Origin of the sequence: Chryseobacterium aahli (assembly GCF_022699665.1) — a bacterium.
Lineage (GTDB): Bacteria > Bacteroidota > Bacteroidia > Flavobacteriales > Weeksellaceae > Chryseobacterium > Chryseobacterium aahli.
Genome location: NZ_JALDNB010000002.1, coordinates 126914 through 153912, shown reverse-complemented (window position 1 = coordinate 153912; position 26999 = coordinate 126914). Strand labels below are relative to the sequence as shown.

24 protein-coding genes are annotated in these 26999 nt (G+C 33.8%); 10 read left to right on the top strand and 14 right to left on the bottom strand.

Annotated elements, in window-relative coordinates:
- Nucleotides 1–42: 42 nt before the first annotated feature.
- The 5 genes from MQX03_RS02970 (at nt 43) to MQX03_RS02950 (ending at nt 4652) form a co-directional block, all read left to right on the top strand.
- The gene (locus MQX03_RS02970; RefSeq protein WP_242801361.1) at nt 43–1227 is read left to right on the top strand and encodes a sigma-54-dependent transcriptional regulator; all 1185 of its coding nucleotides are present in this window, start codon (nt 43–45) and stop codon (nt 1225–1227) included.
- Nucleotides 1228–1298: 71 nt separating this feature from the next.
- Complete coding sequence (locus tag MQX03_RS02965; RefSeq protein WP_242801360.1) at nt 1299–2663, top strand: MATE family efflux transporter; 1365 nt, start codon at nt 1299–1301, stop codon at nt 2661–2663.
- A gap of 65 nt (nt 2664–2728) precedes the next feature.
- The gene (locus tag MQX03_RS02960) at nt 2729–3238 is read left to right on the top strand and encodes a GNAT family N-acetyltransferase (protein WP_242801358.1); all 510 of its coding nucleotides are present in this window, start codon (nt 2729–2731) and stop codon (nt 3236–3238) included.
- 112 nt (nt 3239–3350) lie between these two features.
- Nucleotides 3351–3761, top strand: a complete 411-nt coding sequence (locus tag MQX03_RS02955; RefSeq protein ID WP_317224547.1) for a GNAT family N-acetyltransferase — start codon at nt 3351–3353, stop codon at nt 3759–3761.
- Between the two features lie 66 nt (nt 3762–3827).
- Nucleotides 3828–4652 (top strand): GLPGLI family protein, encoded by an 825-nt coding sequence (locus tag MQX03_RS02950; protein ID WP_242801356.1) that lies wholly within the window; start codon nt 3828–3830, stop codon nt 4650–4652.
- A 56-nt stretch (nt 4653–4708) separates the two neighbouring features.
- Here MQX03_RS02950 and MQX03_RS02945 read toward each other — a convergent pair whose 3' ends face one another.
- The 5 genes from MQX03_RS02945 to era form a co-directional block, all read right to left on the bottom strand.
- On the bottom strand, nt 4709–5281 hold the full coding sequence (locus MQX03_RS02945) for a Crp/Fnr family transcriptional regulator (RefSeq protein WP_242801354.1): 573 nt from the start codon (nt 5279–5281) through the stop codon (nt 4709–4711).
- A 129-nt stretch (nt 5282–5410) separates the two neighbouring features.
- Nucleotides 5411–5845 carry a hypothetical protein gene (locus MQX03_RS02940; RefSeq protein WP_242801352.1) on the bottom strand — a complete coding sequence of 145 codons (435 nt, stop codon included), beginning with the start codon at nt 5843–5845 and terminating at the stop codon, nt 5411–5413.
- A 60-nt stretch (nt 5846–5905) separates the two neighbouring features.
- Nucleotides 5906–8308, bottom strand: coding sequence for an alpha/beta hydrolase family protein (locus tag MQX03_RS02935; protein WP_242801350.1), 2403 nt, complete (start codon nt 8306–8308; stop codon nt 5906–5908).
- 221 nt (nt 8309–8529) lie between these two features.
- A complete protein-coding gene (locus MQX03_RS02930) occupies nt 8530–8958 on the bottom strand; it encodes a DoxX family protein (RefSeq protein ID WP_242801348.1) in 429 nt (142 codons plus the stop codon).
- Between the two features lie 67 nt (nt 8959–9025).
- Complete coding sequence (gene era / locus MQX03_RS02925) at nt 9026–9901, bottom strand: GTPase Era (RefSeq protein WP_047443936.1); 876 nt, start codon at nt 9899–9901, stop codon at nt 9026–9028.
- A gap of 245 nt (nt 9902–10146) precedes the next feature.
- On the opposite strand from era, the gene MQX03_RS02920 reads away from it, so the two are divergent.
- Nucleotides 10147–10710, top strand: a complete 564-nt coding sequence (locus MQX03_RS02920; RefSeq protein WP_242801346.1) for a Crp/Fnr family transcriptional regulator — start codon at nt 10147–10149, stop codon at nt 10708–10710.
- Between the two features lie 212 nt (nt 10711–10922).
- A complete protein-coding gene (locus MQX03_RS02915; RefSeq protein ID WP_129537074.1) occupies nt 10923–11249 on the top strand; it encodes a DMT family transporter in 327 nt (108 codons plus the stop codon).
- 96 nt (nt 11250–11345) lie between these two features.
- Here the strand turns inward: MQX03_RS02915 and MQX03_RS02910 are convergent, their stop codons facing one another.
- The 5 genes from MQX03_RS02910 to gpmI form a co-directional block, all read right to left on the bottom strand.
- On the bottom strand, nt 11346–12113 hold the full coding sequence (locus MQX03_RS02910) for a class I SAM-dependent methyltransferase (protein ID WP_242801344.1): 768 nt from the start codon (nt 12111–12113) through the stop codon (nt 11346–11348).
- A complete protein-coding gene (gene map, locus MQX03_RS02905) occupies nt 12113–12922 on the bottom strand; it encodes a type I methionyl aminopeptidase (protein ID WP_242801342.1) in 810 nt (269 codons plus the stop codon). The genes MQX03_RS02910 and map overlap by 1 nt, the downstream gene beginning before the upstream one ends.
- 94 nt (nt 12923–13016) lie before the next feature.
- Nucleotides 13017–13448 carry a BT0820 family HAD-type phosphatase gene (locus tag MQX03_RS02900; protein ID WP_129537071.1) on the bottom strand — a complete coding sequence of 144 codons (432 nt, stop codon included), beginning with the start codon at nt 13446–13448 and terminating at the stop codon, nt 13017–13019.
- Nucleotides 13449–13545: 97 nt separating this feature from the next.
- Complete coding sequence (locus MQX03_RS02895) at nt 13546–14526, bottom strand: acyl-ACP desaturase (protein WP_242801340.1); 981 nt, start codon at nt 14524–14526, stop codon at nt 13546–13548.
- 148 nt (nt 14527–14674) lie between these two features.
- A complete protein-coding gene (gpmI, locus tag MQX03_RS02890; RefSeq protein ID WP_242801338.1) occupies nt 14675–16216 on the bottom strand; it encodes a 2,3-bisphosphoglycerate-independent phosphoglycerate mutase in 1542 nt (513 codons plus the stop codon).
- Between the two features lie 515 nt (nt 16217–16731).
- Here gpmI and MQX03_RS02885 point away from each other — a divergent pair.
- Nucleotides 16732–17055: a translation initiation factor gene (locus MQX03_RS02885; RefSeq protein WP_229984884.1), complete on the top strand. Its 324-nt coding sequence runs from the start codon at nt 16732–16734 to the stop codon at nt 17053–17055.
- 3 nt (nt 17056–17058) lie between these two features.
- On the opposite strand, the gene MQX03_RS02880 is transcribed toward MQX03_RS02885, so the two are convergent.
- From MQX03_RS02880 to MQX03_RS02870, 3 genes are all read right to left on the bottom strand, one after another.
- A complete protein-coding gene (locus MQX03_RS02880; RefSeq protein WP_242801336.1) occupies nt 17059–17958 on the bottom strand; it encodes a leucine-rich repeat domain-containing protein in 900 nt (299 codons plus the stop codon).
- A gap of 102 nt (nt 17959–18060) precedes the next feature.
- A complete protein-coding gene (locus MQX03_RS02875) occupies nt 18061–20208 on the bottom strand; it encodes an alkaline phosphatase PhoX (RefSeq protein WP_242801334.1) in 2148 nt (715 codons plus the stop codon).
- Between the two features lie 153 nt (nt 20209–20361).
- Nucleotides 20362–22209 carry a cytochrome-c peroxidase gene (locus MQX03_RS02870; RefSeq protein ID WP_242801332.1) on the bottom strand — a complete coding sequence of 616 codons (1848 nt, stop codon included), beginning with the start codon at nt 22207–22209 and terminating at the stop codon, nt 20362–20364.
- Between the two features lie 141 nt (nt 22210–22350).
- Here MQX03_RS02870 and MQX03_RS02865 point away from each other — a divergent pair, with 141 nt between their 5' ends.
- Entirely contained in the window at nt 22351–23205 is an 855-nt protein-coding gene (locus MQX03_RS02865; protein WP_242801330.1) for a nucleoside phosphorylase, read from the top strand.
- A 71-nt stretch (nt 23206–23276) separates the two neighbouring features.
- Here the strand turns inward: MQX03_RS02865 and MQX03_RS02860 are convergent, their stop codons facing one another.
- Entirely contained in the window at nt 23277–23984 is a 708-nt protein-coding gene (locus tag MQX03_RS02860; protein WP_242801328.1) for a DUF6261 family protein, read from the bottom strand.
- A gap of 437 nt (nt 23985–24421) precedes the next feature.
- Between MQX03_RS02860 and MQX03_RS02855 the strand changes: the two genes are divergently transcribed.
- The gene (locus tag MQX03_RS02855) at nt 24422–26986 is read left to right on the top strand and encodes an AAA family ATPase (RefSeq protein WP_242801326.1); all 2565 of its coding nucleotides are present in this window, start codon (nt 24422–24424) and stop codon (nt 26984–26986) included.
- Nucleotides 26987–26999 lie beyond the last annotated feature (13 nt).

Sequence of the window (26999 nt, the reverse complement as noted above, 5' to 3'; positions counted from 1 at the left end):
TTTTTGTTAATACTCAACCAAAAAATACCTAAATTTGCGACTATGCAAAAAATCCTTATTGTAGAAGACGAAAAAGCAATCTCCGGAGTACTTCACAGTATTCTTTCGGATGAACTTCCCGATTATGAATTTGTAATTGCTGAAGACGGCCTTGAAGGCTATAAACATGTTGAGAAAGAAGACTTTGCCTTAGTAATTTCAGATATTAAAATGCCTAAAATGTCGGGTACTGAATTTTTGAAACAAAGTTTGGTTTTGAAGCCTGAATCAACATTTATCATGATTTCCGGCCATGCCGATATCGATTCTGCGGTAGCTTGCTTAAAGGATGGAGCTTACGATTTTATCTCAAAACCAATCGACATCAACCGATTGATTACAAGTGTGAAAAACGCTTTGGTAAAGGAAACTTTAAAGAAGGAAAATAAAAATCTTCAGACTGAAAACAAAACTCTGAAAAGAAAAGTCAACAAGAAATACCAAATGATTGGTGAATCTGCTCCGTTGAAAAAAATTCAGGAGATGATTGAAAAAGTGGCGGTTTCTGATGCAAGAGTTTTAATTACAGGCCCAAACGGTGCAGGTAAAGAATTGGTGGCTCACGCTATTCATAATTTAAGTGAAAGAGCAAGAGGTCCGATGGTAGAAGTAAACTGTGCTGCGATTCCTTCTGAATTGATTGAATCTGAGCTTTTCGGACACGTAAAAGGATCATTTACAGGGGCTATTAAAGACAAACAAGGGAAATTTGAACAAGCTACTGGCGGTACTATTTTCTTAGACGAGATCGGAGATATGAGCTTAATCGCTCAGGCAAAGGTTTTAAGAGCATTGCAGGAAAGCAAAGTGTCTCCCGTAGGAAGTGACAAAGAAATAAAAGTTGACGTAAGAGTTCTTGCTGCAACCAACAAAAATATGGCTGTAGAAATCGAGGCTGGAAGATTCAGAGAAGATCTATATCACAGACTTTCGGTTATTGAAATCTATGTTCCGCCTTTGGATGAGAGAAAAGAAGATATCAAATTGTTGGTTGACCACTTCTCTACGTTGATTTCTGATGAGCACGGTACAGCTTTGAAAAAATTTGATGACACTGCGATTGATGCTTTAAAAGCGCTATCATGGACAGGAAATATCAGAGAATTGAGAAATGTTGTAGAAAGATTAATTATTCTTGGTGGAGCGTCGGTTTCCGCAGAGGATGTTGCAAGTTTTGTAAGAAAATAATTTAATTATTAATTAAAATAAATTATAAAAATTTGCAGTAACTATACTGCAAATTTTTTTTGTAAAATGTTATGAGTTTTTTAAATAAAAATTACACGAAAGAAGCCCTTACATTGGCACTTCCGGTAATGCTTACTCAGGTTGGGCAGGTTTCTGTAAATCTATTCGATAATATTATAGTAGGTAGATTATTAGGTGCGGATGCTTTGGCGTCTGTTTCTTTGGGGAACGCAGTGTTTTTCTCGATGTTTGTTTTAGCATTGGGATTTTCGTTTGCTATTCCGCCATTGGTTTCTGAGGCGCATTCTCAGAACGACCATAAAACCATCAATTCGGTATTCAGTCATGGTTTCGTGATCAATATGACCGTCGGAATTATTCTGATGTTGGTCTTATTTTTAGGGTTACCGCTACTCTATCATTCCGGTCAGCCGGCGAAAATCATTCCTGATACAGCAGACTTTTTATGGATCATGGCGATCAGTATTGTTCCATTTATGGCATTTCAGACTTTAAGAGAAGTTTCTGAAGGATTATCCTATACAATCGGAGTTACGAAAGCGACGATTATTGCGAATGTAATTAATATCGTTCTGAATTACGTGTTCATCAAAGGAATTTGGATTTTCCCAGAAATGGGTGTAAAAGGTTCAGCTTTAGCCAGTTTAATTGCCAGAATTTTCATGGTAGTTTTTCTTTATTTTGTTTTAATGAAAGAACCAAAAACCAGATTATATGTCAAACAATTTTCATTAAAAATGCAGGTTTTTTCTAAGAATATGTTTGAAAAAATGGTGAGACTAGGTTTCCCGACTGCATTACAGATGTTCTTTGAAGTGACAGCTTTCGCAGCAGCAGCTTTTATCTGTGGATTAATTTCAGCTCACGATATTGCTTCACATCAGATTGCATTGAGTATGGCATCATTTACTTTTAACTTATGTATCGGTTTCAGTGTGGCTTCAACAGTGATGATTGGTAGAAAACTAGGCGAACAAAACTTTGTAGAGCTTAGAAAAATAGGAATCAATAATTTGAAAATAGCCTTTCTTTTCATGTGTCTTTGTGGGTTATTTTTTGTTTTGGGAAGAAATATTTTACCTACATTTTTCACAAAACCTGAAGAAGTTGAAGTGATTATGTTGGCATCCAAACTCATGATTATTGCAGCATTATTCCAGCTTTCTGATGGAGTTCAGGTGACGGCTTTGGGAATGTTGAGAGGTTTGCAGGATGTAAAAATCCCGTCAATCATTACATTTATTGCGTATTGGCTGATTACAATTCCTTTAGGATATTTCCTTTGTGTAACCTTAAGAATGGGCGCCTTCGGAATGTGGATTGCCCTTGGATTGGGATTAACGATATCCGCATTTTTGCTGGTGAAACGTTTTCTGGATATGTCTGCACGAAGAATTAAAGCAAGTAAATTATAATATTGAAGCGGTCTTTCGATCGCTTTTTTTATTTATTATCTTTACTTTAAGATTCGCACTTAAGAATGAAAACTATATTAGAAACCAACCGCCTTTTGCTGAGAGAATTTGAAATCACCGATGCTCAAAATTTCTATGAATTAAATTTAAATCCAAATGTTATCAAATACACCGGAAATTCTGCATTCAAAGATGTAGATGAAGCTAAAGCTTTCTTAGAAAACTATTCAGATTATCAGAAAAATGGATTTGGAAGATGGACAGTTATTAATAAATCAACTCAAGAATTTCTTGGCTGGTGCGGATTAAAATATGATGAAAATTTAGATGAAACCGATATTGGCTTCCGATTTTTTGAACATTTTTGGAATCAAGGTTTTGCTACCGAAAGTGCAAAAGCCTGCATCAGTTATGGCTTAGAAAAATTAAATTTGAAAACAATTGTTGGAAGAGCCATGAAAGAAAATACAGCTTCCATAAAAGTTTTAGAAAAAATCGGACTTCAATATCAACGAGACTTTAATTTTGATGGCCAAAAAGGTGTCATTTATTCAATTGAAAATAAAAATTATTAGATAAAAACTATGCAAGAGATTATATTAAAACAAATTGGAACAGAAAACGTAGAACAACTGCAAGAAATTGCCAAACAAACTTTTTCCGACACGTCATAACACTGAGGAAAATATGGCTCAGTACATAGCTAAAGGTTTTACCATTGAGAAGTTAACAGCAGAACTTCAAAACAAGAATTCAGAATTTTTCTTTGCTTTATTGGATGAGGAAGTTATTGGTTATTTAAAGGTAAATTTTGGGGATGCCCAAACCGAATTACAGGATAAAAATTCGCTGGAAATTGAAAGAATCTATGTTTCAAAAGATTTTCATGGTAAAAAAGTGGGACAAATTCTATACGATAAGGCATTAGAAATAGCACAGAATAAAAATTTGCAATATGTCTGGTTAGGCGTTTGGGAAGAAAACATCAGAGCCGTTCAGTTTTATAAGAAAAACGGTTTCGTAGAATTTGATAAGCATATTTTTAAATTTGGAGATGAGGAGCAGACAGATTTGATGATGAAGAAGGAGTTGAAATAAAACAAAATATTACTCCCTTTAACGTGTGTAATTATTATATTTGCTGAAAAAATTTCACTTAATAAAATGCAAAAAGCACTTGTTTTCATTGGTATTTTCATGAGCCTTTTTTATTATTCTCAAACCAACAGATTTGTTTACGAACTGCAATACCGCAGAGATTCTACAGAAGATTATAGAAAAACATTAATGAATCTCGACATCACCGCAAAAACGGTTAAATTTTACGATAAACAATTTGCTGATTACGATTCTATCAATAAAGAAGCTCAGACTACTGTCTCAAAGTTCAGTACTAAAACAGATCAGATTATCTCGAGAGAGATCAACTCTTTCAAAAATAATTGGTACAGAGATTTTTTTGAGTATTTCGTAGTGAAAACCAATGATGAAATGACTTGGAAACTGATGTCGGAAACGCAGAATTATAATGGATATCAACTGCAAAAGGCAACGACAGATTTCGGAGGAAGAATTTGGGTTGCCTGGTTTTCAAATGATGTTGACATCAAAGAAGGACCTTACAAATTTCGTGGACTTCCCGGACTGATTTTTCTGTTGGAAGATTCTGAGAAAAACTTCATTTATCGACTTAAAAAAAATGTAAAGCTGCCACAAACGTATGATACAACTGATTTTATAGAAACTCATTTTGGAAAGCAGGCAATCCCAATAACCAACCAAAAATTCAATACCTATCTTGAAGATTTATATCTAAATCCTACCAGAATGATTTCTGAAAATATAAAAAACGGTGGTAAAGCCAACTTTAAAAATGAAAATATAGAATCCATAGAAGATCTCAACAGTAAAAAAGGAATGCTTCAAAATGGAATCAAAGGCAGATATATTTTTATTGAAAAAGATAAGCAGCCAAATTTTAAAAAGTAATTTTTCTTGTTCGTTTCATCTGAACAAAGTTTTCGTACGATACAGTTTTTTATGGATTACGTAGTCCTCTCTTTAACATCTTTCAAAGCTTTGTTCAGACTTCGAACTGTAGTTCCCAAATAAGTTGCCATATCTTCTTTTGAAACTTTCATTTCTTTCGCTTTTAGTTCTAAAAGTTGAGACAAAGTATGTTCTGTTGCGTGAAGTTGCTGATAAGATGATCTGTTTGAAGTATTAACAATACGTTCAGCAAAAACATCAAGCAATAAATGATTTAAATTGATGTTGCTCTTGATCAGTGACTGAAAGTACGGAATTGTCATCGAAAATACTGTAACTTCTGTTATCGCTTCGATACTGCAAATACACGGAACATTCTTCATCACCTCTATTTCACCAATAATCTCTCCTTTTCCTAAGAATTCAACAATGTACTCGTGACCATTTTTTTCTGTGAAAAAACATTTTGTAATTCCGGTTCTGATGAGCATGATATTGGTTGAAATCTCATTTTGGGTCAGTATTTTTTCTCCTTTTTCAAAAGATTCTACAATGATATTTCCTTTATTGTCCTGATTATTATATATTTTTTCTAAATAATCTAAAAATGGTTGGTTTGTTTTTAACATAACTTTTTTTGTAACAGAAATCCTTTTGGAATTTAATATTTAAACTAAATTTTTACAGCAGAAAATTACAAAAAATAACATGAACACAATGTGAATTATTCTATATTGAAATCCATAAAAAAATGGTTTTTAAGATTTATATTTTTTAAAACAAATTTCCAACTCCGGGTTATCTTTCCAACCTCCAGATTCAATCATTGAAATAATAATCATCTTTTTTAAATCCTCCAACTCTCTGGTTCTCCCTTTTATCACGGCATCTTCCCAAGGTCTTTTATCTTCAGGAATTACATATTCAATAATAAATTCATTATAATATTCTGATTGGTATCCAGCAATTGAGATATAAAACTTATCACTTCTATCATTATTAAACAGAAGTAAGTGAGCATGTGAAGTTAAGCCGTAAATGACAGTATTTTTAAAGCTTGTATTTAAAAATTTCAACACTTCCAACATTGGAGTTCCAACATCTTCAAATGTATCTTCAGATTTGGGAACAAATTCCCTGTAAAAATCTTCAAGTGTTTGTCTTTTTTGCTCTGAACGTCTTACTATTGGCATAATTTTCAATTTTAAAATACAAATAAAATAAAAACCCGCTCAAATGAACGGGTTTCATATTTATTTCTTCAGACATTTCTCCAGAAACTGATCCTGTTCCCAAAGAAGATGAAGAATGTTTTCTTTAGCTACATATCCGTGAGCTTCTTTCGGAAGAAGTACCATTTTCACAGGTGCGCCAAGGTTTTTCAAAGCCTGAAAATATCGTTCGGTCTGCAAAGTAAATGTCCCAGGATTGTTGTCAGCATCACCATGAATCAGCAACATCGGTGTCTTCATTTTATCTGCATTCATAAACGGTGACATCGTGTTGTAAATTTCAGGAATATCCCAGTAATTTCTCTGTTCACTCTGGAAACCAAAAGGCGTCAGCGTTCTGTTGTAGGCTCCACTTCTGGCAATTCCGCAAGCGTAATCTTTAGAATGAGTCAAAAGATTGGCCGTCATAAATGCTCCGTAAGAATGTCCGCCAACTGCTACTTTATTTCTGTCGATGTAACCCAACTGATCTACAGCATCGATGGCTGCTTTTCCATTGGCCACCAATTGAGGTATGAAAGTATCATTCGGTTCTGTTTTTCCTTCTCCGATGATTGGGAAAGCAGCGTCATCAAGAACGGCATACCCTTTAGTCGTCCAGTATACAAACGAACCGTAGTATGGGAACGTAAAGTCATTCGGGTTTTGGGTATTTTGTCCTGCTGTGTTTTTGTCTTTATATTCTGTAGGATATGCCCAAATCAACAAAGGAAGTTTTTCTTTTCTCGCTTTCCTGTCGTAGTTTGCAGGTAAATAAAGTGTTCCCGTTAAAGTAACGCCGTCATTTCTTTTGTACGTAATCACTTCTTTATAAACATCTTTAATACTTTCAAAAGGATTGGCAAAATTAGTAACCGCTTCTGCTTTATTAGATTTAATATTTTTCTTAAAATAATTCGGATACTGACTTGCCGACTGCTGAATTGTCAATACCTCTCCTTTCGCAGGATTGATGATATCGATGATTTCTTCTTTTGCGCCTTTAAGATTTGAAGTGTAGAGTCTTTTCTTTTTCAATGATTTCATATCCATCTCATCGATGAAAGGATGCTGTCCGTCTTTGGTGAATCCTGCTCCAATTAAATATGCTTTGTCACCTTTCATATCTAAAACATATCTTCCAAAATCATTTTTGGTGGTATTAAAACTTCCCGGATCGCTGTAGACATCTTGATAATTTCGGTCTTCAATGACCTGAGATTTTCCGTCATTTAAATCTACCAAATAAGATTTTGTATTTCTCGTGTCATACCAACCTTCAGAAACAATTGCGTAATGATTGTTTGTCCAGCTGGTTCCTTCATATCTTTGTTTAGTTTTAAAGAAAGACTTTGGAGCAGCAGTAAATGGAGCTTCCCAAGTGAAAACTTCATCTCTGAAATCAACAGTTTTCGACTGATCACCACCATCCAAAGCTTCTGCAAAAACTAATGTAGCAGGCTGATCAGCTCGCCAGCTCATATCTCTTTTTCCTATTCTTACAGAAGAAAAGCCTTTTGGCATAATTTCATTCAACGGAACTTCATTGACAACTTTTACAACGTTTCCTTTGCTATCATAAACAGTTGTCGTCATTGGGAATCTGTTCAACGGAACAATGTATGAGAATGGTTTTTTAATGGTCGTCAGCATCAGATAATTTCCGTCGGGAGAATAGCTGATTCCACTATATAAATCCTGCTCTTTTATCTTTTTTAAATTTCCGTTTAAATCTACATTAAACAATTCTGATGCGGTAAGAATTTCAAAATTCTTTTCATCCTGAGGATTTTTAAGCAGATCCTGATACGTTCTGTTTTGAGAAACCTTTCCGTCAGCGGTCGAAACAATCGGTCCAGTTGGTAAATCTTTTGAAGAATCTGTTAATTTAGGTCTGTTTTCAGGAAGAACTTTAATCAGAAAACTTTGAGAGTCTTTGATCCAACTATACGGATTTCCTAAATTGGCATTTAGATTATCTTTTGTAATTTTCTTTGCCGTTGCAGTTTCTAAATCGACAATCCAAAGTTCAACTCCTTTATCGGTCGTATTGGTAAAAGCTAATTTTTTCTCGTCGGGCGAAAAAGAAGTATTGGTAATTTTAGGATTTGTAGGTAAACCTTTTACCTGAACTTCAGTTTTATCATTCATCTTTCTTACTTTCAGATTGTAAGAGTAAGAAGTAGAACTCGAAATATTCGTTACCGGATTAATTCTCAAACCTCCCAGTTTCATTTCCTGCTGATTAAGATCATCTAAGGTTTTATAAGTCGGTCGGAATACAAAAACCACCCAGTCTTTTTTTGAATTAGTCAAAACACTTGGCGGCCTGTCGTAATCTGCAAGTTTAAGGATTTCTGCAGAAGGTTTCTGATAAGAAATGTTTTCCTGTGCATCATAGAGGTTGAGAAACGCCAGTAAACAGATGGTTAGTTTGATCTTCATAATCTTTTTTGATTTTTCACGAATTTAATGAAAAGTATTTAACCAAAAAAATTGTATGAAATTATCCTGAAAACTTAAATATTCAAATCAAAAGGTTTTTAGAAGCATATCAACCATAGTCCCATTTAACAAAGATTAGGATACAATCCTATTAAATGAAAAATATGATACAAAAAAAGCGGCAAAAAAATTACCGCTTGTATATTTTTAAAAATAAAACTTTACCATTCTGAGGCTCTTCTTTTCTTTTCTATCATTCCATCAATCGAGAATCTTCCCGCTCCTAAAACCATGATGAGCAAATAAATTGCTAAGTAAAGCAAACTCATTTCTTTTTTATCAAATGGATCAGCACCATGGACTACAAATCCTACAATGATCATCGTAAAGATGAGAAAACCTACGGCTATTCTTGTAAATAATCCCAAAATCAGGAAAATAGAACAGACAAATTCAGCAAAAACCGTCAGACCTAAAGATATTTTCGGACCCAATCCGAGGAAATCAAAAAATTGAATATCACCACCTTCTAATAACATCTGAAGCTTTGGAAAACCGTGAGACAACATCGCAAAACCTATAAATAATCTTACTATCAATAAAACGATGTCTATGTATATGGGATTAGCTTTTAAGTTTGAATAACTCATTGATTAAAAATTTAGTTTAAAGATAATAAAAATCTTTTAATACAACGATGAATATTGACTTTTTAGTCTATCGGTATCCGAAATTCTTCAAATCTCTGTCGTTTTTTCTCCAGTCTTTTTTCACTTTAACAAACAGATTCAAATGGATTTTTTTTGAGAAAAATTTCTCCAAATCTATCCTGGCTTCCGTCCCTACTTTTTTGATGGCTTCACCTTTATGTCCGATGATTATTCCTTTTTGGGTATCTCTCTCTACATAAATAATAGAATCGATGAAGATAATTCCTTCTTTTTCTTTAAACATTTCGGTAACCACTTCTACCGAATATGGAATTTCTTTATCGTAATTCAAAAGAATTTTCTCTCTGATGGCTTCGTTTACAAAGAATCTTTCAGGCTTATCAGTATACATATCCTTATCATAGTACGCCGGGCTTTCAGGTAACATTGATTTTAATTTTGGTAAAATAACATCAATATTGAAAGCATTTAAAGCTGAAATAGGAAGAATTTCTGCTTTTGGAATTCTTTCGTGCCATTCTGTAGCTATTTTTTCAAGACCTTCCTGATTGGTCTGATCAATTTTATTCAGTAACAGTAAAACCGGTACCGGAATTTTATTCAATTTCTCGATTAAAAATGCTGATTGTTCAGATTTATCAGTAACGTCTACTATATAAAGAAAAACGTCTGCATCCTGTAATGAATCTTTTACAAAATCCATCATTTTTTCCTGCAAACCGTATTTAGGATCTAAAACTCCAGGAGTATCAGAAAATACGATCTGTAAGTCTTCTTCGTTATAAATTCCAAAAATTCTATGTCTGGTTGTCTGTGCCTTTTGAGTAACGATTGCCAGTTTCTCCCCCATCAATTGATTCAGAAGGGTAGATTTTCCGGCGTTTGGCTTTCCAACAATATTTACAAATCCTGCTTTATGCATATAAAAAAATTAAGTCGCTTTTATTACGATTTGCAAAGTTAGTAAAACAAAATCGGTCTTGTGGTCTATATTAAAATTAGATGCTGAAAAAAGTCTATTTTTGGTTGATATTTTATAATCGCAAAGTTAAACTAAGGTTTTGGGACATTTAAAAATTTAAAGTTTAAACAAAGCCGTTACACTTATTTACGAAATACAAGGAATGATAACTGCTTCAACTAATTTTTAACAAATTTAATTTCTACATGAATATCAACGAAATTATTGATAACATCTCCCCGCTTACTACCACTTCTAAAAAAAAACTGAAGCAGCATATCACTGAAGTAAAGCATCCAAAGGGGCATGTTTTAATGGAATCTGACAAAGTTGTTCCTCATATTTACTTTTTGAAAAAAGGTATTGTTCGTGCTTTTGCGTCGACGGAGAATAATGATATTACCTTTTGGTTTGGAGCGGAAGGCGAACCTGTGGTTTCAATGAAAAGTTACGTTGAAGAAAAACCTGGATATGAGAGTATTGAACTTTTGGAAGATTGCGAACTTTATCAATTAGAAACTTCAAAACTGAAAGCTTTATTTAATGAAGATATCAATATTGCGAATTGGGGAAGAAAATTTGCTGAACGGGAATTGATCAAAACCGAAGAACTGATTATCTCAAGGCAGTACAAAACGGCTTTGGAGCGTTATAAAGATTTGCTGAGAGATAAACCGTATCTCATCCAAAGAGTTCAGTTGGGGCATATTGCTTCCTACTTAGGAATTACGCAGGTAAGTTTAAGCAGGATTCGTGCAGAAATAAGGTGATTTTTTTAAACTCTCTCTGATGATAGAGATAGTGCAGATTTTTTTTAAATTAATCTGCTTGATTTGCTAAATCTGCGAGATAGTATTTCTATTTAAATTAAATATTTCTTTCAAAATAAAATTTGACAATCTCTAAGATTCATTTATTTTTTAACAAATGTAAAATTTAAAGCAAAACTAAATCCTCAACTTTGCGTCATAAATTATTACTCATGAATTGGATTATTTTAATTATCGCAGGGCTGTTTGAAGTTGGGTTTGCCTCTTGTTTAGGAAAGGTAAAAGAAACATCAGGAAACGAAATGTACTGGTGGTTTGGTGGTTTTTTAGCTTGTCTTACAATCAGTATGCTTTTACTGATCAAAGCTACAGAAACTTTACCTATTGGAACAGCTTATGCAGTCTGGACGGGAATTGGTGCAGTGGGAACTGTCTTGATGGGAATTTTAGTTTTTAAAGATCCTGTGACCTTTTGGAGAATGTTTTTTATCTGTACATTGATTGGCTCGGTGATTGGCTTGAAGGCGGTTTCCCATTAGATTTAAACACAAATAGCACAATTTTTTTCACGAATTTCACAAATATAAATTCTAAGATATATAAATAAAAACGTCTTCAAAATTGAAGACGTTTTATTATTTTTTATAAACTACAGGCAATATTTCGTTGTGATTGAGTCCGTATTTTAAAATCTCTGCATCAGAGAATTGCTTTGAATAGAAATTAGGTTCTGTTTCAAAACCAGCTTTTCTCAAACGGTCAAAATAATCCATTCCGTACCAGCGAACGTGGTCGTATTGACCGAAGTGTTTCTGACGTTCTTTCGGATCTTTAATGGTGAAATCTTCGTAAGTTTTTTCCAAAGAATTTTTCATCGGAACCTGAATGATTCCCCAACCACCAGGCTTCATAACACGATACAATTCGCTGATCGCTTTGGCATCATCTTCAATATGTTCTAAAACGTGATTGCAGAAAATGACGTCAAAACTCTCGTCTTCAAAAGGTAAATCTAAAATATCAGCTTTCACATCTACAATCGGCGAATAAAGATCTGCCGAAATATAATTGAGGTTGCTCATTCTTTTAAATTTTCTGAGAAATTCCTGTTCGGGAGCGATGTGTAAAACCTTGCAGTTTTTAATGAAAAAATCGGTTTCATTCTGAAGATACAGCCACATCTGACGGTGTCTTTCTAAGCTTAAAGTTCCCGGAGACAAAGCGTTTTCTCTCTGTTTTCCGTAACCGTAAGGTAAAAATTTCCGGTATGATCTTCCATCAATCGGATCGAAAAACTGATCTCCTTTGAAAAATTGATAAATCAGCGGACGCGCCCAAACACTCATCTGAATAAGCATCGGACGAGGGATTTTATTAAGTAAAAACTTGGTTAGCTTTTTCATTAAAATTCCATTTGGAATGGCATTTCTTCATCACTTTCGATGCCTAAAGCTTCGTAAACATATTTAAATGTTGAAAGTAAAACAGGTTTACCATTCACCACAGCAACGTCATGTTCAAAATGTGCTGAAGTTTGGTTGTCAAGCGTTGTCACCGTCCAGCCATCATTGTGGAACTTCACTTTTTCAGTTCCCAAATTGATCATTGGCTCTATCGCAATCGTCAAACCGTCTTTAATAACTTTTCCACTTCCTTGTTTTCCGTAGTTCGGAACACTTGGATCCTCGTGCATTTTTCTGCCTAAGCCGTGGCCTACCAATTCTTTTACAACACCATAACCTTCTTTTTCACAATACGATTGAATCGCATGAGAAATGTCTCCGATTCTTTTTCCTCTTACACATTGTGCAATTCCTTTATACAGAGAATCTTTGGTTACCTGAAGTAGTTTTTTGATTTCAGGTTTTACTTCACCAATTTCAAATGTATAAGCGTGATCGCCAACAAAACCATTCAAAACCGCTCCGCAATCTACAGAAAGAACATCACCTTCTTTGATCTCTTCTTTGCTTGGAAAACCGTGAACTACCTGCTCATTTGGTGAAATACAAAGCGAATAAGGAAAACCTCCATATCCTAAAAATGCAGGTTCTGCCCCATGATCTTTAATGAAATCATGCGCTAATTTATCTAAATATAAAGTAGTAATCCCAGGTTTGATTTCCTTTGCCAACATTCCTAATGTTCTGGAAACCAACTGAGCACTTTCTCTCATCAGACGAATTTCGTCTATTGTTTTTAATTGAATCATTTTCTTTCTTAAAATGTATCAATCTAGCAGTGTATCAGTGTAACAATTACTGATTGCTAGATTGTTATATTGGTAAATTGTTACGTTGAATATTTTACCAGAAAAGCCCTTTTTTCTTTTCTTTTTTCAGTTTTGAATAAGCTAAAACTTCCTTCCCTTCTACACGGAATTCTATTCTTTCATTAATAATATTATAGATCTCACCCCAACCAGGAAATCCACCAAGATTTCTGTCATCAATAAACCAATCTGCATCTAGTTTTCTTGATTGAGTTTCGCTATCAAAAACTTCTCCTTCAAAACTTGAATTGATTGCATAAAATTCGATTCCGTTTTTTTTACAGAATTCTACAGCTTCATCAAGAGTTTTGCCGTGTCTGTAGGTCCAAAGGATTAATCTGAATCCTTGAGCCTGCAATCTTTTCAACGTTTCAAATGCGAAAATTTTAGCTTTCCCAATTCCGGGATATGCATCATCCACGATTGTTCCGTCGAAATCTACAGCAATTTTTTTATTACTAACCATTTTTTGTTCTTTTTTAGCTGGGCAAAGATAATAAATAAAAAAAGAGTGTCGAAAAAACATCCGACACTCTCTATTATAATTTATTGTTAAAATAAAATTAATCTTTCACCCAACTAAACTGAAATTGTAAATCCGGAGTCGAAACTCTGTCTGTGATTTTCTGTAGTCTATTGGGAAGTTTCATTAAATATTCCTGAGCTTTTTCTGCTTTTTCTGTAAGACCTGTAATGTGTTCAATTTTCCATTCGTCTAACAAATCTTTCATGATATTGATGTAATCCTGACCTGTGTAGACCATGCATCTTTGCGCAGCATCTGAGAAATGACCCCAAAGTTCACCGGCTTTTTGTCCCGACTGTCTCATCATGTGAGCAGGCATTACAATTTTTTTACGCATCATATCTTCAAATGCCAAAATCATCTCAGAAGGATCTAATTCAAGAATTTTAGCCACGAAATGTTTATAAGCTTTTGCGTGTCTTGCTTCATCTGCAGCGATTACACCACACATTTTCGCTAATTTTCCGTTTCCGGATTGTTTTGCCAAAGTACCTACTCTTCTGTGAGAAATATTGGTTGCTGTTTCCTGAAAACTTGTATAAACAAAATTTCTGTAAGGATCCATACTTGTACCGATATCAAAACCATCACTAATTAAATATTGCGTGGTAACCTCAACTTGTCTCATATTTACTCTGCCACACAGATAAAGATATTTATTTAATAAATCTCCATGTCTGTTTTCTTCACCTGTCCAAGATCTTATCCAGCTTGCCCAACTCGGTCCACTTTTTTCCTGATCAATTCCGTCAACGCTCATTAACCAAGATTCGTAAGAAGGTAAAGCTTCTTCAGTGATACAATCGCCAATTAAAGTTACAAAAAGGTCATAAGGCATTTCACGTGCAAAAGTCTGAATTTCATCTAAATCATATTTGAAATTTTCGCTTGACGGATCCGGTAAATAGTCTGATGGCTGCCAAATTTTTTCAATTGGCGTCAAAAATTTATCAAGAAAAGAACCTACTTCCTTTTCCAAAATACCCATTACCTCTTTTCTTACGAGCTTATTGTACATTTTTAAATACGTTTATGAGTTGCAAATATATTAATATTTTATTATTTGTAGCATAATATTGTATGTGTCTCATAGTAAGTCTGGTATAAATCACAAAAAATACCGCCATCTTTTAAGACAACGGTAGATATATCATAATCGTATAAGTTTAGCTAACTAAAATGTCTCCCGTCATTATTGCAGGGATTTCAACGCCCATTACGGATAATATAGTAGGAGCCATATCACCCAGTTTTCCTGGTTTTAAAGTCCATTCATGATCTTTATCCATTACAATTAAAGGAACCAAATTGGTTGAATGCTGTGTATTTGGTGAACCGTCTGCATTAATCATTACGTCAGAGTTTCCGTGATCGGCAAGAATGAAAACTGCGTAACCATGTTCGTAAGCTGTCGTTGCTACTTTTTCTATGCACTTGTCAACAGTCTCGGCTGCTTTTACGGCTGCTTCAAAAACTCCTGTGTGACCCACCATATCGGTATTTGCGAAATTTAAACAGATAAAATCTGCGGTTTCATTTTCAAGTTCAGGAAGAATTGAATTAGTGATTTCGTAAGCAGACATTTCTGGTTTTAAATCGTAAGTCGGAACATCTTTCGGGCTCGGGCACAACAATCTTTTTTCACCATGAAATTCTTCCTCACGGCCACCTGAAAAGAAAAATGTAACGTGAGGATATTTTTCTGTCTCGGCAATTCTGATCTGAGATTTCCCGTTTCTTTCCAGAATTTCGCCAATTGTTTCATGAAGAACATCTTCATCAAAAACAACTTTTACATTTTCGTACGTTTTGTCGTAATTGGTTAGGGTAACATAATGAAGATTCAGCTTTCGCATAAAATATTCAGGCATATCGTGCTGACAAAGAACTTCAGTGATTTCTCTTCCTCTGTCTGTTCTGAAATTAAAGCAGATTACCACATCATTATCAACAATCTTTCCTACTGGAACTTCATTTCCGATCTGTGTATCTTTAACTAAAATAATAGGTTTAATAAATTCGTCAGTTACTCCTTCATTGTAAGAATTCTGAATAACAGAAGCTGCATTCATTGTTCTTTCTCCGATTCCGTTGACCATTGCATCATAAGCTAATTTTACACGTTCCCAACGTCTGTCTCTGTCCATTGCGAAATATCTTCCGATTACCGTTGCCAATGCACCAGTCGTCGTGCTCATGTGATCCTGAAGTTCTTTAATAAAACCTAAACCAGAATGCGGATCGCAATCTCTACCGTCTGTAAATGCGTGAACGTATACATTTTCATGCAATCCGTATTCGCTGGCAGCCGTTAATAATCCTTTTAAATGATTGATATGTGAATGCACTCCTCCATTGGAAACCAAACCGATAAAGTGCACGTTTTTCTTCTCTGCCTTAGCATAAGCAAAAGCTTCCTGAATCACTTCTTCATGCCCCAAAGTACCATTCTCAACCGCCATGTTGAGTTTAACCAAATTCTGATATACCACTCTTCCGGCACCCAAATTCATGTGTCCAACTTCAGAATTTCCCATCTGTCCCAATGGAAGTCCAACTGCAAGACCACTTGCCTCTAATGTGGTATGTGGATATTTTTGATAACAGCTATCTATAAATGGTGTATTTGCCTGAGCTAATGCAGAAACTTCAGGATCTTGACCCAAACCCCATCCGTCAAGTATTGCTAGTATTGCTTTTTTTGACATTTTAATTTAATTTTTTTAACAAACAAATTTATCGATTTTGAAATGAATTGAAGAATTTGAGAGACTTAAATTTTTATTAAAAAGCTTCATAAATATATTAAATGAAACTCGTTATGCATTATGAAGATGAATTTAAATGATTGATATTCAAATAATTGTTTTTCTTCGCTAAATGAAATGCCATTCTTTGTCTTAAAAAAGAAATGTATTTTAAAAACTTAGTCTTTCTTAGCGATAAAAAAACGCAAGGATAAACAAGGATTTTTTTAAAAATACTGAAATAAAGGTAAACAAAGCCGTTTTACTTATTTTAGAAATACAAAAATTTAAAATGCACAACGAGTTAAAGGAAGTAATATTAAATTTTCAGCATCAATCATCTGTGAAAATCTGTGTGATCTTCAGGATAAATACTACCCACGGATTACACAGATTTTTTTATCAAAAAAAGCCACTTTATTCGCTTTATATTGTTTAATCTTTAAACCTTTTAATTATTTTATTAATTTTGCGCTATGGATTTACGTGATCAACTCAAAAACCTTTTTCCTGAGCATGAAGAGCAGGAGTTTCAGATGCCTGAAGAACAGTTTAAGCAGAAAGAACCTTTGGTTTGTAAGTTTGAAAAGAAAGGCAGAAACGGAAAACCTGTAACCATCGTTGAAGGTTGGGAAGGTAGTGAGGAAGATTTAAAAAAGATTTCGAAAAAAATAAAAACCACACTAGGAATAGGTGGTTCTGAAAAAGACGGTACGATTATCATTCAGGGGGATAACCGTGATAAAATCATGACTATTCTTAAAGATTTGGGCTTTAAAACAAAAAGAGTCGGCGGATAATTTTTAAAAGTAAATCTGCGTTTGAGGCATCAGTTCTTTCAATTTTTGGATGGTTGCTTTTTCCATAGGGTTTCCAACTAAAATTAATGTTTTTAGATTTTTAAGTTGTTGAAAATCTATTGGAAGATTTTTTAGTTGATTGTTTGCCAGATTCATACTCACAACACCTTTTAAGCCCTTTACTTTAGAAGAAATTTCTTTCAGATTGTTGTTGCTTACATTCAAAAACTCAAGATTTTTAGATTTAAATAAATAATCAGGAAGTTTTACAATTGCATTCTGCTGAAGCTCCAGATATTTTATTTTTTCGGGAAACTTTACATCGGCTAAATCATTGATCTGATTGGCAGAAAGATTTAGATATCTTAAATTTTTAATTTTATTTAAATCCTGCGACACAAAACTGATTTGATTGCTACTCAGATTGATTTCTTCTAACGCCGGAATTTCCAGCAACGCTTCAGGGAAAACATTCAGATTATTAGCGTCAAAATGAACCGTTTTTAATTTTTGCAGTTTTGCAATATTCGGATTAATCTTGGTAAGACTGTTCAGATTCATTGAAAAAGTCGTCAGTTTTTTCAGTTCGCTAATTTCATCGGGAATAAATTTTATGCTGTTTGAATTAATATTTAAAATTTCCAATTGTTTCAAACGAAAAATATCATTATCTATTTTCTCTAAATTGTTAGCCATCAGATTTAGAAAAAATAAAGAATCCATCTTCACGAGATCATGAGGGATATTAAACAATCCTTTTTCTCTGAAGCTCATGCTGTAAACTGTTTTACCACTTTTCAGAGCATCTTCAACATTAGTATATGTCGGAAATTTCATAGGGTCGATTTGTGCTTTGATAGTATATAGAGATAAAAAGGCAATGATGAGAATTAATTTTTTCATGAGAATATCTTTTGCAGGACATTTAATTTAAATATGATTTCGTAAAAACGAAAAAAGCCACCGACAAAGAAAATGTCGGCAGCTAAGAAAGAAATTAAGTAATTATTTTTTTAGAATTTTCACGGTCTTTTGGAATCCTTCAGCCTCGATATTGAGCATCAAAACTCTTGAAACCTGAAGTTGAGAAGTAAAGTCTAAGTCTAAAGATGAATTGTTTCCTGAGAATTTCTTTTGGTAAACAATTTTACCATCCATGCTGTATGCAGTCACTTCAAGGTTTTTCAAAGCTTTAGGAGAATTGATTTTCACTAAACCTGATGTTGGGTTTGGGGAAACCGTAACTTCTGTTTCCTTGATTGTTTCGGTAGTTCCCAATACTGCAGTTGTGCCCAAAAATTGTTGTAAAGCAATGACCATAGTAGCAGATTTCCCTTTATAATCAATCACGTTTCCAGTTGCGTCAATATCTGTAGAAATCGTTGAAGAAGGATGCTGAACAGAGAAGAATCCAAATTTATGATCTGGTGTAAACGTAAGACCAGTCGGCTCTGAACCTGCAGGCATAGAAGCAAATAGTCTTACTTTCGGATTTGCTGCGGTATGATCCGGTGCAATTACCCAAATGTAGTTTTTACCACCATCCTGAAGAACCCAAAGATTACCAAGTTCATCAAATGTAAGGTTGTCATTACCATCTCCCCAAGATTCAGTTTTCACACCCTGTGCAGTGTTGAATGAATATTGAGTAGTACCACCTCCTGCGAAAACTTCAACCTGAGAACCTGTCATTCCGTTGTCTTGTAAGCGATATATTTTGTCTAATCCTTTTGCAGTGAAGTAAATTTTACCATCAATCGGGCTTATTTCAACATCTTCTACACCGTTGAAAGAAGTTCCGCCTACCGTTAAGGCTGCATTTGCTGCATTATTCTGATCTGCCTGTGTTTTATTAGGAACCGGCACCCAAGTAGCAGTAGTTCCTACAGGATTTCCACCGCTGATTCCCTGATCAAGTTTTAGAACATATAAATTTCCTGATGCAAGATTGTTTGGTACATCCATCACGTATTTGTACACCATGTTTGTTCCGCCATCTTCACCGTAATAAGCGATTGTTCCTGCATTGTTGATTACTACATTTTCATGATTCATCTTACCCATTTGCCAAAGTTTATCTTTAGTTCCTGAAGGATTGTGAGACATCACCTGTGCAGTAACAGGATCAATTTCTACCAACCATCCGTAGTCATGGTTTCCATCCGCATTGCTGTCGTTTCCTGTTACAGATTCTTCAGCAGTAACAATTGTTCCCCAAGGTGTAACACCGCCAGAACAGTTTCTGATGGTCTGAACCAAACTTGGTGCAGAAAAGCTAACGCCTCTTGATTTCGTTAAAGCCCAAAGTTTTGTAGTTGTGTTATAATTAATCTCTGCCATGGTTACTCCACCAGGACTAGTCTCGTGATTTACTGACAAATAACCGTCTGTGCTGCTTGCATTTTTAGCAACATACCCTGTAAAGTCATTTTGTCCGCCAACAAGTCCGCCGCCTTCTGTGTAAAGATCACCTTCTTTTAAAATCATCTGAAATCTATGCTCTGTAGGGATGATCAGTTTTGCAGTCTGAGATGTAGGAACAATAGATGTAAAACAGCTGATGTGTGTTCCTGTACATGTATTAGCAGGAGGAGTAATTACTCCTACGTTTTTAAGATAAGCATCAATCGTTAAATCTGAACTTCCTGAACTTCTGTTATGCAATTCAATCGAAATTCTGTTGTTTCCTTGTACAAATTTGTTTTTAGGAATAGAGAAAATGTTGATTGCCGTTTCTCCTGATCCGTCGATAGTTGAACTTGAGAAAGTACTGTGAGTTACCACACCAGAAGGCATGTTATCTCTTATGACCTCTTCACCATTCAAATACACAATGATACCGTCATCTCTTCTTACACCAAACTCCATTGTTGCAGTAAGATCAGCTAAATTTACAGTAAAATCTTTTGTAAGGTAAGCTGTATCTACACCTGCTACGAAATTAGTAGTCACAGGATCACCATATCCTAAAGGTCCGTTTCCTGATGGCCATGATACGTTGTTATAGTTGGCATCTTTCCATGTGCTGACAAGAGCTACATCATTGTCATTATATTTCCAAGATGAACCTAGACCAAAAATTGTAGTCTGAGCCTGAAATGCTGAGCTTGTCATTAATACAAGTGCTGCAACTGAAAGTAGTTTTCTTTTCACTTTTAAATACTTTTATTTTTTCTGTTGCAAAACTATTTTATTATTGCGAGCCCCCTGTTAATAAGGCTTTAACAAAATCTCTCTGAATATTAATTAATTTCAAACCTAATGTTACGGGGATTAACTTTATGTTAAATCGTCAATGAATTTTAATTATTTGCCTTTTGCTTTGCTGATATCCGTCAAAGAATTCAGGAAGGCAATGATTTGTTTAATTTCAGTTTCAGTTAAATTCAGTTTATCTGCCGGTAAAGTCTGATTGTTAATCTTTAAACCCAAACCTTCTGCCCCACCTTCATTGTAAAAATCTAAAACTTCTTCTAAAGTATTGAATGCACCATTGTGAAAGTAAGGTTTCGTTAAAGCAATATTTCTTACCGTCATCGTTTTAAAAGAGTTTTCATAAATCCAGGAATCTTCTTTTTTGACGTTGCTTTTTATTCTTCCTTTATCAGAATCGATTTCTAAAGGAGATATTTTTATTGGTTGTTTGCTAACACCTAAAACTTCAGATTCATTTTCATTAAAAAACGGCGGAACCAATCCTGAAAAATGAGGAGCAAAATGACAAGTTGCACAGTTTGCTTTTCCCATGAACAGATTAAAACCTTTTTTTGCATCATCAGAAATCTCTTTTTCGTTTCTCATAAAACGGTCAAAATCGCTATCAAAAGAATAGAGAGAAGCAACATAGGAACTCAGAGCTTTAGAAAAATTCTGCTTGTTGATGTCTCCGTTTTTAAATGCCTTTCGGAACGCTTTTTTGTATTCAGGTTTGTTTTTTAGTTTTTTAATTATACTTTCATAGCTTGTATTAAACTCATCATTATTATAGATTACGTGCTCTGCCTGTTGCTCAAGGTAAAATGCACGCATATCATAGAAAAATCTTTTGGCAAAAACGGCATTATACAGTGAAGGGGAATTTCGCAACACCGTCTTTCCTTCCACATTACTTAAAGATTTAGTTTTAAGATCAGTAAAAGCATTTTCAGGAAGATGACAAGAGGCACAGCTCATTTTTCCGTTGTCGCTGAGATTTTGGTCATAGAAAATTTCTTTTCCTAATGCTTTCAGATCGTCATTGTCTTCAGAACCTTTTAAAATTGTAAAAAAATAAGGATCTAAGAAATCACTGCTGAAAAAGTTTTTATTGGCAACATTCCAGCCTGAAAATTCTTTTAAATCATCTGTTTTTCCGTCCCAGCTTCCTAATTCTTCATAGAGTGGCTGCAGATATTTCTTATAAAACTCAATTCTGTCAAATGTTTCAAAATCTTTATTTTTATTTAAATAAAGAATACTTTCATCTATAAGTTGGTAAGCTTTCTCTGAATTGTAATTTTTAAAATACGCATCATCCTGAATGTATTTTTTCATTCCTTTTAAAGCAAAAGCAGCTTCTTCAGAGATGTTTAATGAGCCCGGCGTATCGAAACCAGTCAATCCTAGTGTGTAAATTCTGATTAATTCGATTCTTAGAGGCAATGTTTTGTTATTTCCTTTGCTTAAACCATTCGTTATGGTGCTTAAATAGAAATTATTGTAATTGTTGTACAGAAAATCTGTGATCTCGATGATCTTATCCTTTTGTTCAGCTATTTCGTCAGAAAAAATCAATTCATCCAAAACCTGCAAACCTTCCGGCGGAAGGGTGTATGCAGTTGTTCCTGCAGCTTCAATTCTGAATAATGGTGCGGCGTTGAGATGCGTTTTAGAAAATTCTGGATAATGATAAGCGATGAAAAATTCAATTTCTTTATATGAATTTCGGGTATTTCTTAATGAGTTCTGAAGCTGTTCTGCATTGATTTTATCCTCTTTAAAAAGATAAACGTCTGTCTTTAAACTCTCAAGATGATTTTTAAAACTGAACAAACCCTGAGCAACAAATGTTTTTTCGTTTCCAAATCCTTTATGAACCGGATTGAATGACATTGCCGCAATTCCAATGAATGCGATAAGAATAAGTAAAGGATAAGATCTTGTAAAATTTTTCATCTGCAAAACTATCATCCCAACGTTACCGCAGTTTTAACGAAAAATTAAATAATGTTTATATTTTGCTTCATTTAATTTTCACTAATTTTAAATCCCTGAAAAATTCAGGTTCACAAATTTCAATCAAACTATAAAAATTATATGCTCAATAAACTCGCAGCCTCAGAATTGGTTCTGAATGAAGACGGAAGCGTTTACCACCTGAATCTTTTACCCGAAGACATTGCCGATAAAGTAATCCTTGTGGGGGATCCTGACCGTGTTCCGAAGGTTTCAAAATATTTCGATACCGTAGAAATCAAAAAAAACAAAAGAGAATTTTATACTCACACCGGAACTTTGCGCGGTGAAAGAATTTCTGTAATGTCCACGGGCATCGGAACAGAAAACATCGATATCGTGATGAACGAGCTTGATGCTCTGGTGAATATTGATCTTCAAAAAAAGGAATTTAAGACCGAACATAAATCTTTGGAACTTTTCAGAATGGGAACCTGTGGCAGCGTAAATCCTGATGTGCAGGTCGATAATATGCTGGTAACCCAAAATGTCGTAGGTCTTGACGGACTGATGCATTTCTATCAGGATTACCATTTTGAAAATGAATTTTCGAAGAACTTTTTAGAGAAATTCCCTTACGAAAAGATTAAACCTATGCTTTATTTCTCTGAATGGTCAGAAGATTTGGGCGAAGTTTTTAAAGATGCAAAATACCATGGCAACACGGCAACTTTCCCCGGATTTTACGCTCCACAGGGAAGAGAACTTCGTTTAAAAGCTTTGGATGACAAGTTCCTCGAAACTTTAAATGACTTAGGCATCACCAATTTTGAAATGGAAACTTCTGCCATCTATGCTTTCTCTAAACTTTTAGGTCACAAAGCCATCACCGTTAACAATGTCATCGCCAACAGAAGACGTGGCGAGTTCTCAGCAGATCATCATCAATCTGAAAAAAGACTGATTGAGTGGGTTTTGGAGAGAGTGATTCGCTAAATCTAATTGTCTTAAAAGGAAAATATAAAAGCAGGATTCATGATCCTGCTTTTTTTATGGCGTTTCATTAATTAAGGATTTTTCTCACCCTTATCTGGCATAGTTGATTTTTTCGACAGTTTAGCAGCTTTTATCAGTTCATTGATGTCAGCATACAATAACTTCCAATCGTCGATGTCTTTCATAGCAGTAATTAAATTAAGAAAAGATTTTAAAATTTTCTCTAAATCTCTGCGAATTGCTGATGCACTTTTCATTTGTCTTAAATTGGCATTTGCTCCTGCCTGTTCAGCAAATATCAATTCGAAAGCATCATGCTTAGACTTTATTTCATTGAAAGCCGGAATTAACGAAAGTACATTGAGTTTCTGAGTATTCTCCGGTCTCTCTAGTTCCTCGATCAGCTTTTTCATTTGTGCGGTTTGGGCAGAATAGCTTAACCGGTCGAGATCCAGACCAAATTGTTTGAAGATCTGATAGAGGTCTTCTGCGGATTGGTAGTTGGATAAGATGAACATTTTTCGGTAGCTGCTGAGAAAGGCTTTCAAAGTTGTGTAAGTAATATCTCTTTCCCGATCTGCATTTGCAACATCATTTCCTTTTCCGCTGAATGTCATTTTTGTGTAAACGGCATCGTAATCTGCATAGTTCAGCTTAAGCTCTGCCAGAAGTGGATGACCATTGATAACAGGATAAGTACCTGATTCGGAAGTGTAGATTGTTCTCTGCGCGAGCGTTGCTAAGTCTTTGGTGCTTAGCTTTCTTAATGTGATTTTCATAAATCAAATGTGTTTTTGTTAATAATTTATTTAATGAATTCTGTTTTTAAATATATTATTTTTTTGATTTCTGGCAAAACAATCTGTTTAGACTAAAAATATTTTGTGTTTTAGTTTAAACAATGTGTTTAGAGAAAAAACAAGTTATGGTTTTGTTTAAACAAGTTGTTTTGGCAAAAAACATTCTGTGTTTTAGTTTAAACATGTTGTTTAGAGAAAATGACAGTTGTGGTTTTGTTTAAACTGAATGTTTGGGATTTTGATAGTTTTTATTTCTTTAATTGCAGTATAAATACGGAATCAGATAATCAGATAGTTATGTAGCTTGCAGTCTATTATTCGATTAAAACCTATGCTTTTCAGTTATTTACGGTTTTCCGTAAAAATTTGCACAACAGTTCGGTTATATTTGAAAAAAACAAAAAACTTCTTCAACTATGGCTTCTACAACAACAAACAAAAAAGAAATAGTCGATTTCCTTTGGGAATGGGCAGAAAATAATGGAGAATGGAGCAAATTATTAATTGATAAAATAATAAGTACAGAAAATAGTTTACTACCAGACGAAAGAAATCAAATTCTAAATTATTTTTTGCAATCAATAAATTTACATACAGGACTTCCTTCGCTAACAATTACAAAACCAAGCTATGCTCCGACTGATAAAGTAGTCGAATTAGAAACCTTATCAGAAATAACTGGAGTAAATAAATTAGCTAAAAATCAAACATTAAAATTTAGCAATAATATTACTGTCATTTATGGCGAAAATGGAACCGGTAAAACTGGCTACGGTAGAATACTTAAAAGTTTAGGTTTCAGTTATGATCCGAATAATGTAGTTCATTCAAATATTTATGAAACAGCTGAAGAAAAAACAGCTGTGATAAATTTTAAATCTAACGGTATAACTCAAACCTTTAATTGGACAGGAGATAATAAAAATGCAGAACTTCAAAATATTTCAGTATTTAATAATAGTTGCGTTCAAATTTCATTATCCGATAGACAATTAATAGTTTCGCCAATTGGTTTCCATCTATTTAATATTGTTTCATCAGAACTAAATGAACTTACACAACTACTAAATACTAAAATTGCTTCTTATCCAACCGAAATTTTGTGGACAGAAACTTTGAATTTAGGAACGCCGCAACAGATTTTTATTTCAAGTCTTTCTGCAATCTCAACGGAACAAAAGCTAAATGAATTATCAAGTATAAGTCAAGCCCAAGAGCAAGAATTAATGGATAAGAAAAAAGAATTATCTCAGTTAAATAAAACTTTACTTGAAACAGAAATTCAGAATCTGAACAGTTCATTCGTAGAACTTGGTACAATAATTACTAAAATTCAAACTTCGCAAACAAATTTCACATCAGAGAATTGGCAAAAACTTATTAATTTTAATAAGGAAATAAAAATTTTAGAAAGTCAAACTAAAAAAGGTATTAAAGAAATAGCAGAGGGTAACGGAATTGAATTTTATGAAACTCCACAATTCCAATCTTTCATTAAAGCAGCAGAAGATTATATAAAAGTTATAGATAAACAGGAATATCCAAATGAAGAAGATATTTGTATATATTGTTTACAGCCACTTAAGGAGCAGGCTAGAGTTTTGTTATCAAACTATAGGATTCTTTTAAATGACAAAACACAAGAAAGTTTATCAGTTTTAAAACAACATAAAACAAATCTAATAAATCAAATTCTAAAAATTGAGACAAGTTTAATTATCCACCAAGCTACTTTCGGGATAGATGAACATAAAAAAATAATTCAACCTGAAGAACTTTTAGAATTCAATAAATCATTAGATTCTTTAAAATCAACTTTTACAACAGATAAAGTTTCTGATGACTTAGTTTTCAGTTTCGACTATGACAAATACATTAGATTTTTTAATAATAAAAGAACAGATATTAATACAATCCTTGAGCAAAAGAAATTGTTATTAACAAATCTAGCTACGAAAGAAATTGAACTAAAGAATAAAATCCTTGAACTTACAGACCGTAAATTTCTTTCGACAAAAACAACTGAAATTAAAGGTATAATTGCAAATCTTAAATTAATTAAAATACTTCAATCAAAATCAAATAGCTTTTCAACTAGTCCAATAAGTAGAAAAACGACCGACGCAAGACAACAGTTAGTAGAACAAAATTTCAATGAATTATTTCAAATTGAATTAAAACTTTTCAAAAAATCAGACTTAAAAATTGAATTAAATTTCGGAACTGATAAAGGGAATTCCAAAATTTCACATCGTCTAAACTCCATTTATAAACTCACTGACATATTAAGTGAAGGAGAACAAAAAGCAATTTCATTAGCAGAGTTTCTAACAGAATTACAATTAGATAATATTAAAGCTCCGGTAATTTTTGATGATCCAGTTAATAGTTTAGATCATAGAATAATTGATGAAGTAGGAAAGAGATTTATTGAACTTTCAAAACAAAGACAAGTTGTAATTTTCACTCATAGTATATTATTACTTCACAGCCTTATTCAACAATCAGAATTAGAAACTAATAAACAAGCCAATATAAATTTTGAATTTCATAAAGTGAAAAGCAATTTTGGAATTACCGGAATACTTGATGAGGTTGAAGCGATAAATTCATATAGTTATTATACAAAAAAACTTCAGGTTGTAATTGATACACGACCAACTCCGCAGCTGGATGAAGCCAGACTGGTTGCTGAAGGTTATGGACATCTTCGTTCTGCTATTGAAATTTCGGTAGAAGATGATGTGCTTCAAAAAACAATTAAAAGATATAAAAAAGGGGTTGCTTTTCCAGCTTTATTGAGAATTGACGGTAGCAAAATTGATACTAACAAAGGAAAGTTAAATGATTTGTATGAAAAATGTTGTGTTTCAATCGACGGTCATAGCAGCCCTGAAGAGATTCATACAACACCAACGATAGAAGAATTAAAAATTGACTATAAAGATTTTACGGATCTTCGCAAAATTTTTAAAAATTGAGAAAACAAAGTAT

Bases quoted from the DNA above. Each gene is read 5' to 3' on its own strand.
- MQX03_RS02970 (WP_242801361.1), top strand. From the start codon at position 43: ATGCAAAAAATCCTTATTGTAGAAGACGAAAAAGCAATCTCCGGAGTA.
- MQX03_RS02965 (WP_242801360.1), top strand. From the start codon at position 1,299: ATGAGTTTTTTAAATAAAAATTACACGAAAGAAGCCCTTACATTGGCA.
- MQX03_RS02960 (WP_242801358.1), top strand. From the start codon at position 2,729: ATGAAAACTATATTAGAAACCAACCGCCTTTTGCTGAGAGAATTTGAA.
- MQX03_RS02955 (WP_317224547.1), top strand. From the start codon at position 3,351: ATGGCTCAGTACATAGCTAAAGGTTTTACCATTGAGAAGTTAACAGCA.
- MQX03_RS02950 (WP_242801356.1), top strand. From the start codon at position 3,828: ATGCAAAAAGCACTTGTTTTCATTGGTATTTTCATGAGCCTTTTTTAT.
- MQX03_RS02945 (WP_242801354.1), bottom strand. From the start codon at position 5,281: ATGTTAAAAACAAACCAACCATTTTTAGATTATTTAGAAAAAATATAT.
- MQX03_RS02940 (WP_242801352.1), bottom strand. From the start codon at position 5,845: ATGCCAATAGTAAGACGTTCAGAGCAAAAAAGACAAACACTTGAAGAT.
- MQX03_RS02935 (WP_242801350.1), bottom strand. From the start codon at position 8,308: ATGAAGATCAAACTAACCATCTGTTTACTGGCGTTTCTCAACCTCTAT.
- MQX03_RS02930 (WP_242801348.1), bottom strand. From the start codon at position 8,958: ATGAGTTATTCAAACTTAAAAGCTAATCCCATATACATAGACATCGTT.
- era (WP_047443936.1), bottom strand. From the start codon at position 9,901: ATGCATAAAGCAGGATTTGTAAATATTGTTGGAAAGCCAAACGCCGGA.
- MQX03_RS02920 (WP_242801346.1), top strand. From the start codon at position 10,147: ATGAATATCAACGAAATTATTGATAACATCTCCCCGCTTACTACCACT.
- MQX03_RS02915 (WP_129537074.1), top strand. From the start codon at position 10,923: ATGAATTGGATTATTTTAATTATCGCAGGGCTGTTTGAAGTTGGGTTT.
- MQX03_RS02910 (WP_242801344.1), bottom strand. From the start codon at position 12,113: ATGAAAAAGCTAACCAAGTTTTTACTTAATAAAATCCCTCGTCCGATG.
- map (WP_242801342.1), bottom strand. From the start codon at position 12,922: ATGATTCAATTAAAAACAATAGACGAAATTCGTCTGATGAGAGAAAGT.
- MQX03_RS02900 (WP_129537071.1), bottom strand. From the start codon at position 13,448: ATGGTTAGTAATAAAAAAATTGCTGTAGATTTCGACGGAACAATCGTG.
- MQX03_RS02895 (WP_242801340.1), bottom strand. From the start codon at position 14,526: ATGTACAATAAGCTCGTAAGAAAAGAGGTAATGGGTATTTTGGAAAAG.
- gpmI (WP_242801338.1), bottom strand. From the start codon at position 16,216: ATGTCAAAAAAAGCAATACTAGCAATACTTGACGGATGGGGTTTGGGT.
- MQX03_RS02885 (WP_229984884.1), top strand. From the start codon at position 16,732: ATGGATTTACGTGATCAACTCAAAAACCTTTTTCCTGAGCATGAAGAG.
- MQX03_RS02880 (WP_242801336.1), bottom strand. From the start codon at position 17,958: ATGAAAAAATTAATTCTCATCATTGCCTTTTTATCTCTATATACTATC.
- MQX03_RS02870 (WP_242801332.1), bottom strand. From the start codon at position 22,209: ATGAAAAATTTTACAAGATCTTATCCTTTACTTATTCTTATCGCATTC.
- MQX03_RS02865 (WP_242801330.1), top strand. From the start codon at position 22,351: ATGCTCAATAAACTCGCAGCCTCAGAATTGGTTCTGAATGAAGACGGA.
- MQX03_RS02860 (WP_242801328.1), bottom strand. From the start codon at position 23,984: ATGAAAATCACATTAAGAAAGCTAAGCACCAAAGACTTAGCAACGCTC.
- MQX03_RS02855 (WP_242801326.1), top strand. From the start codon at position 24,422: ATGGCTTCTACAACAACAAACAAAAAAGAAATAGTCGATTTCCTTTGG.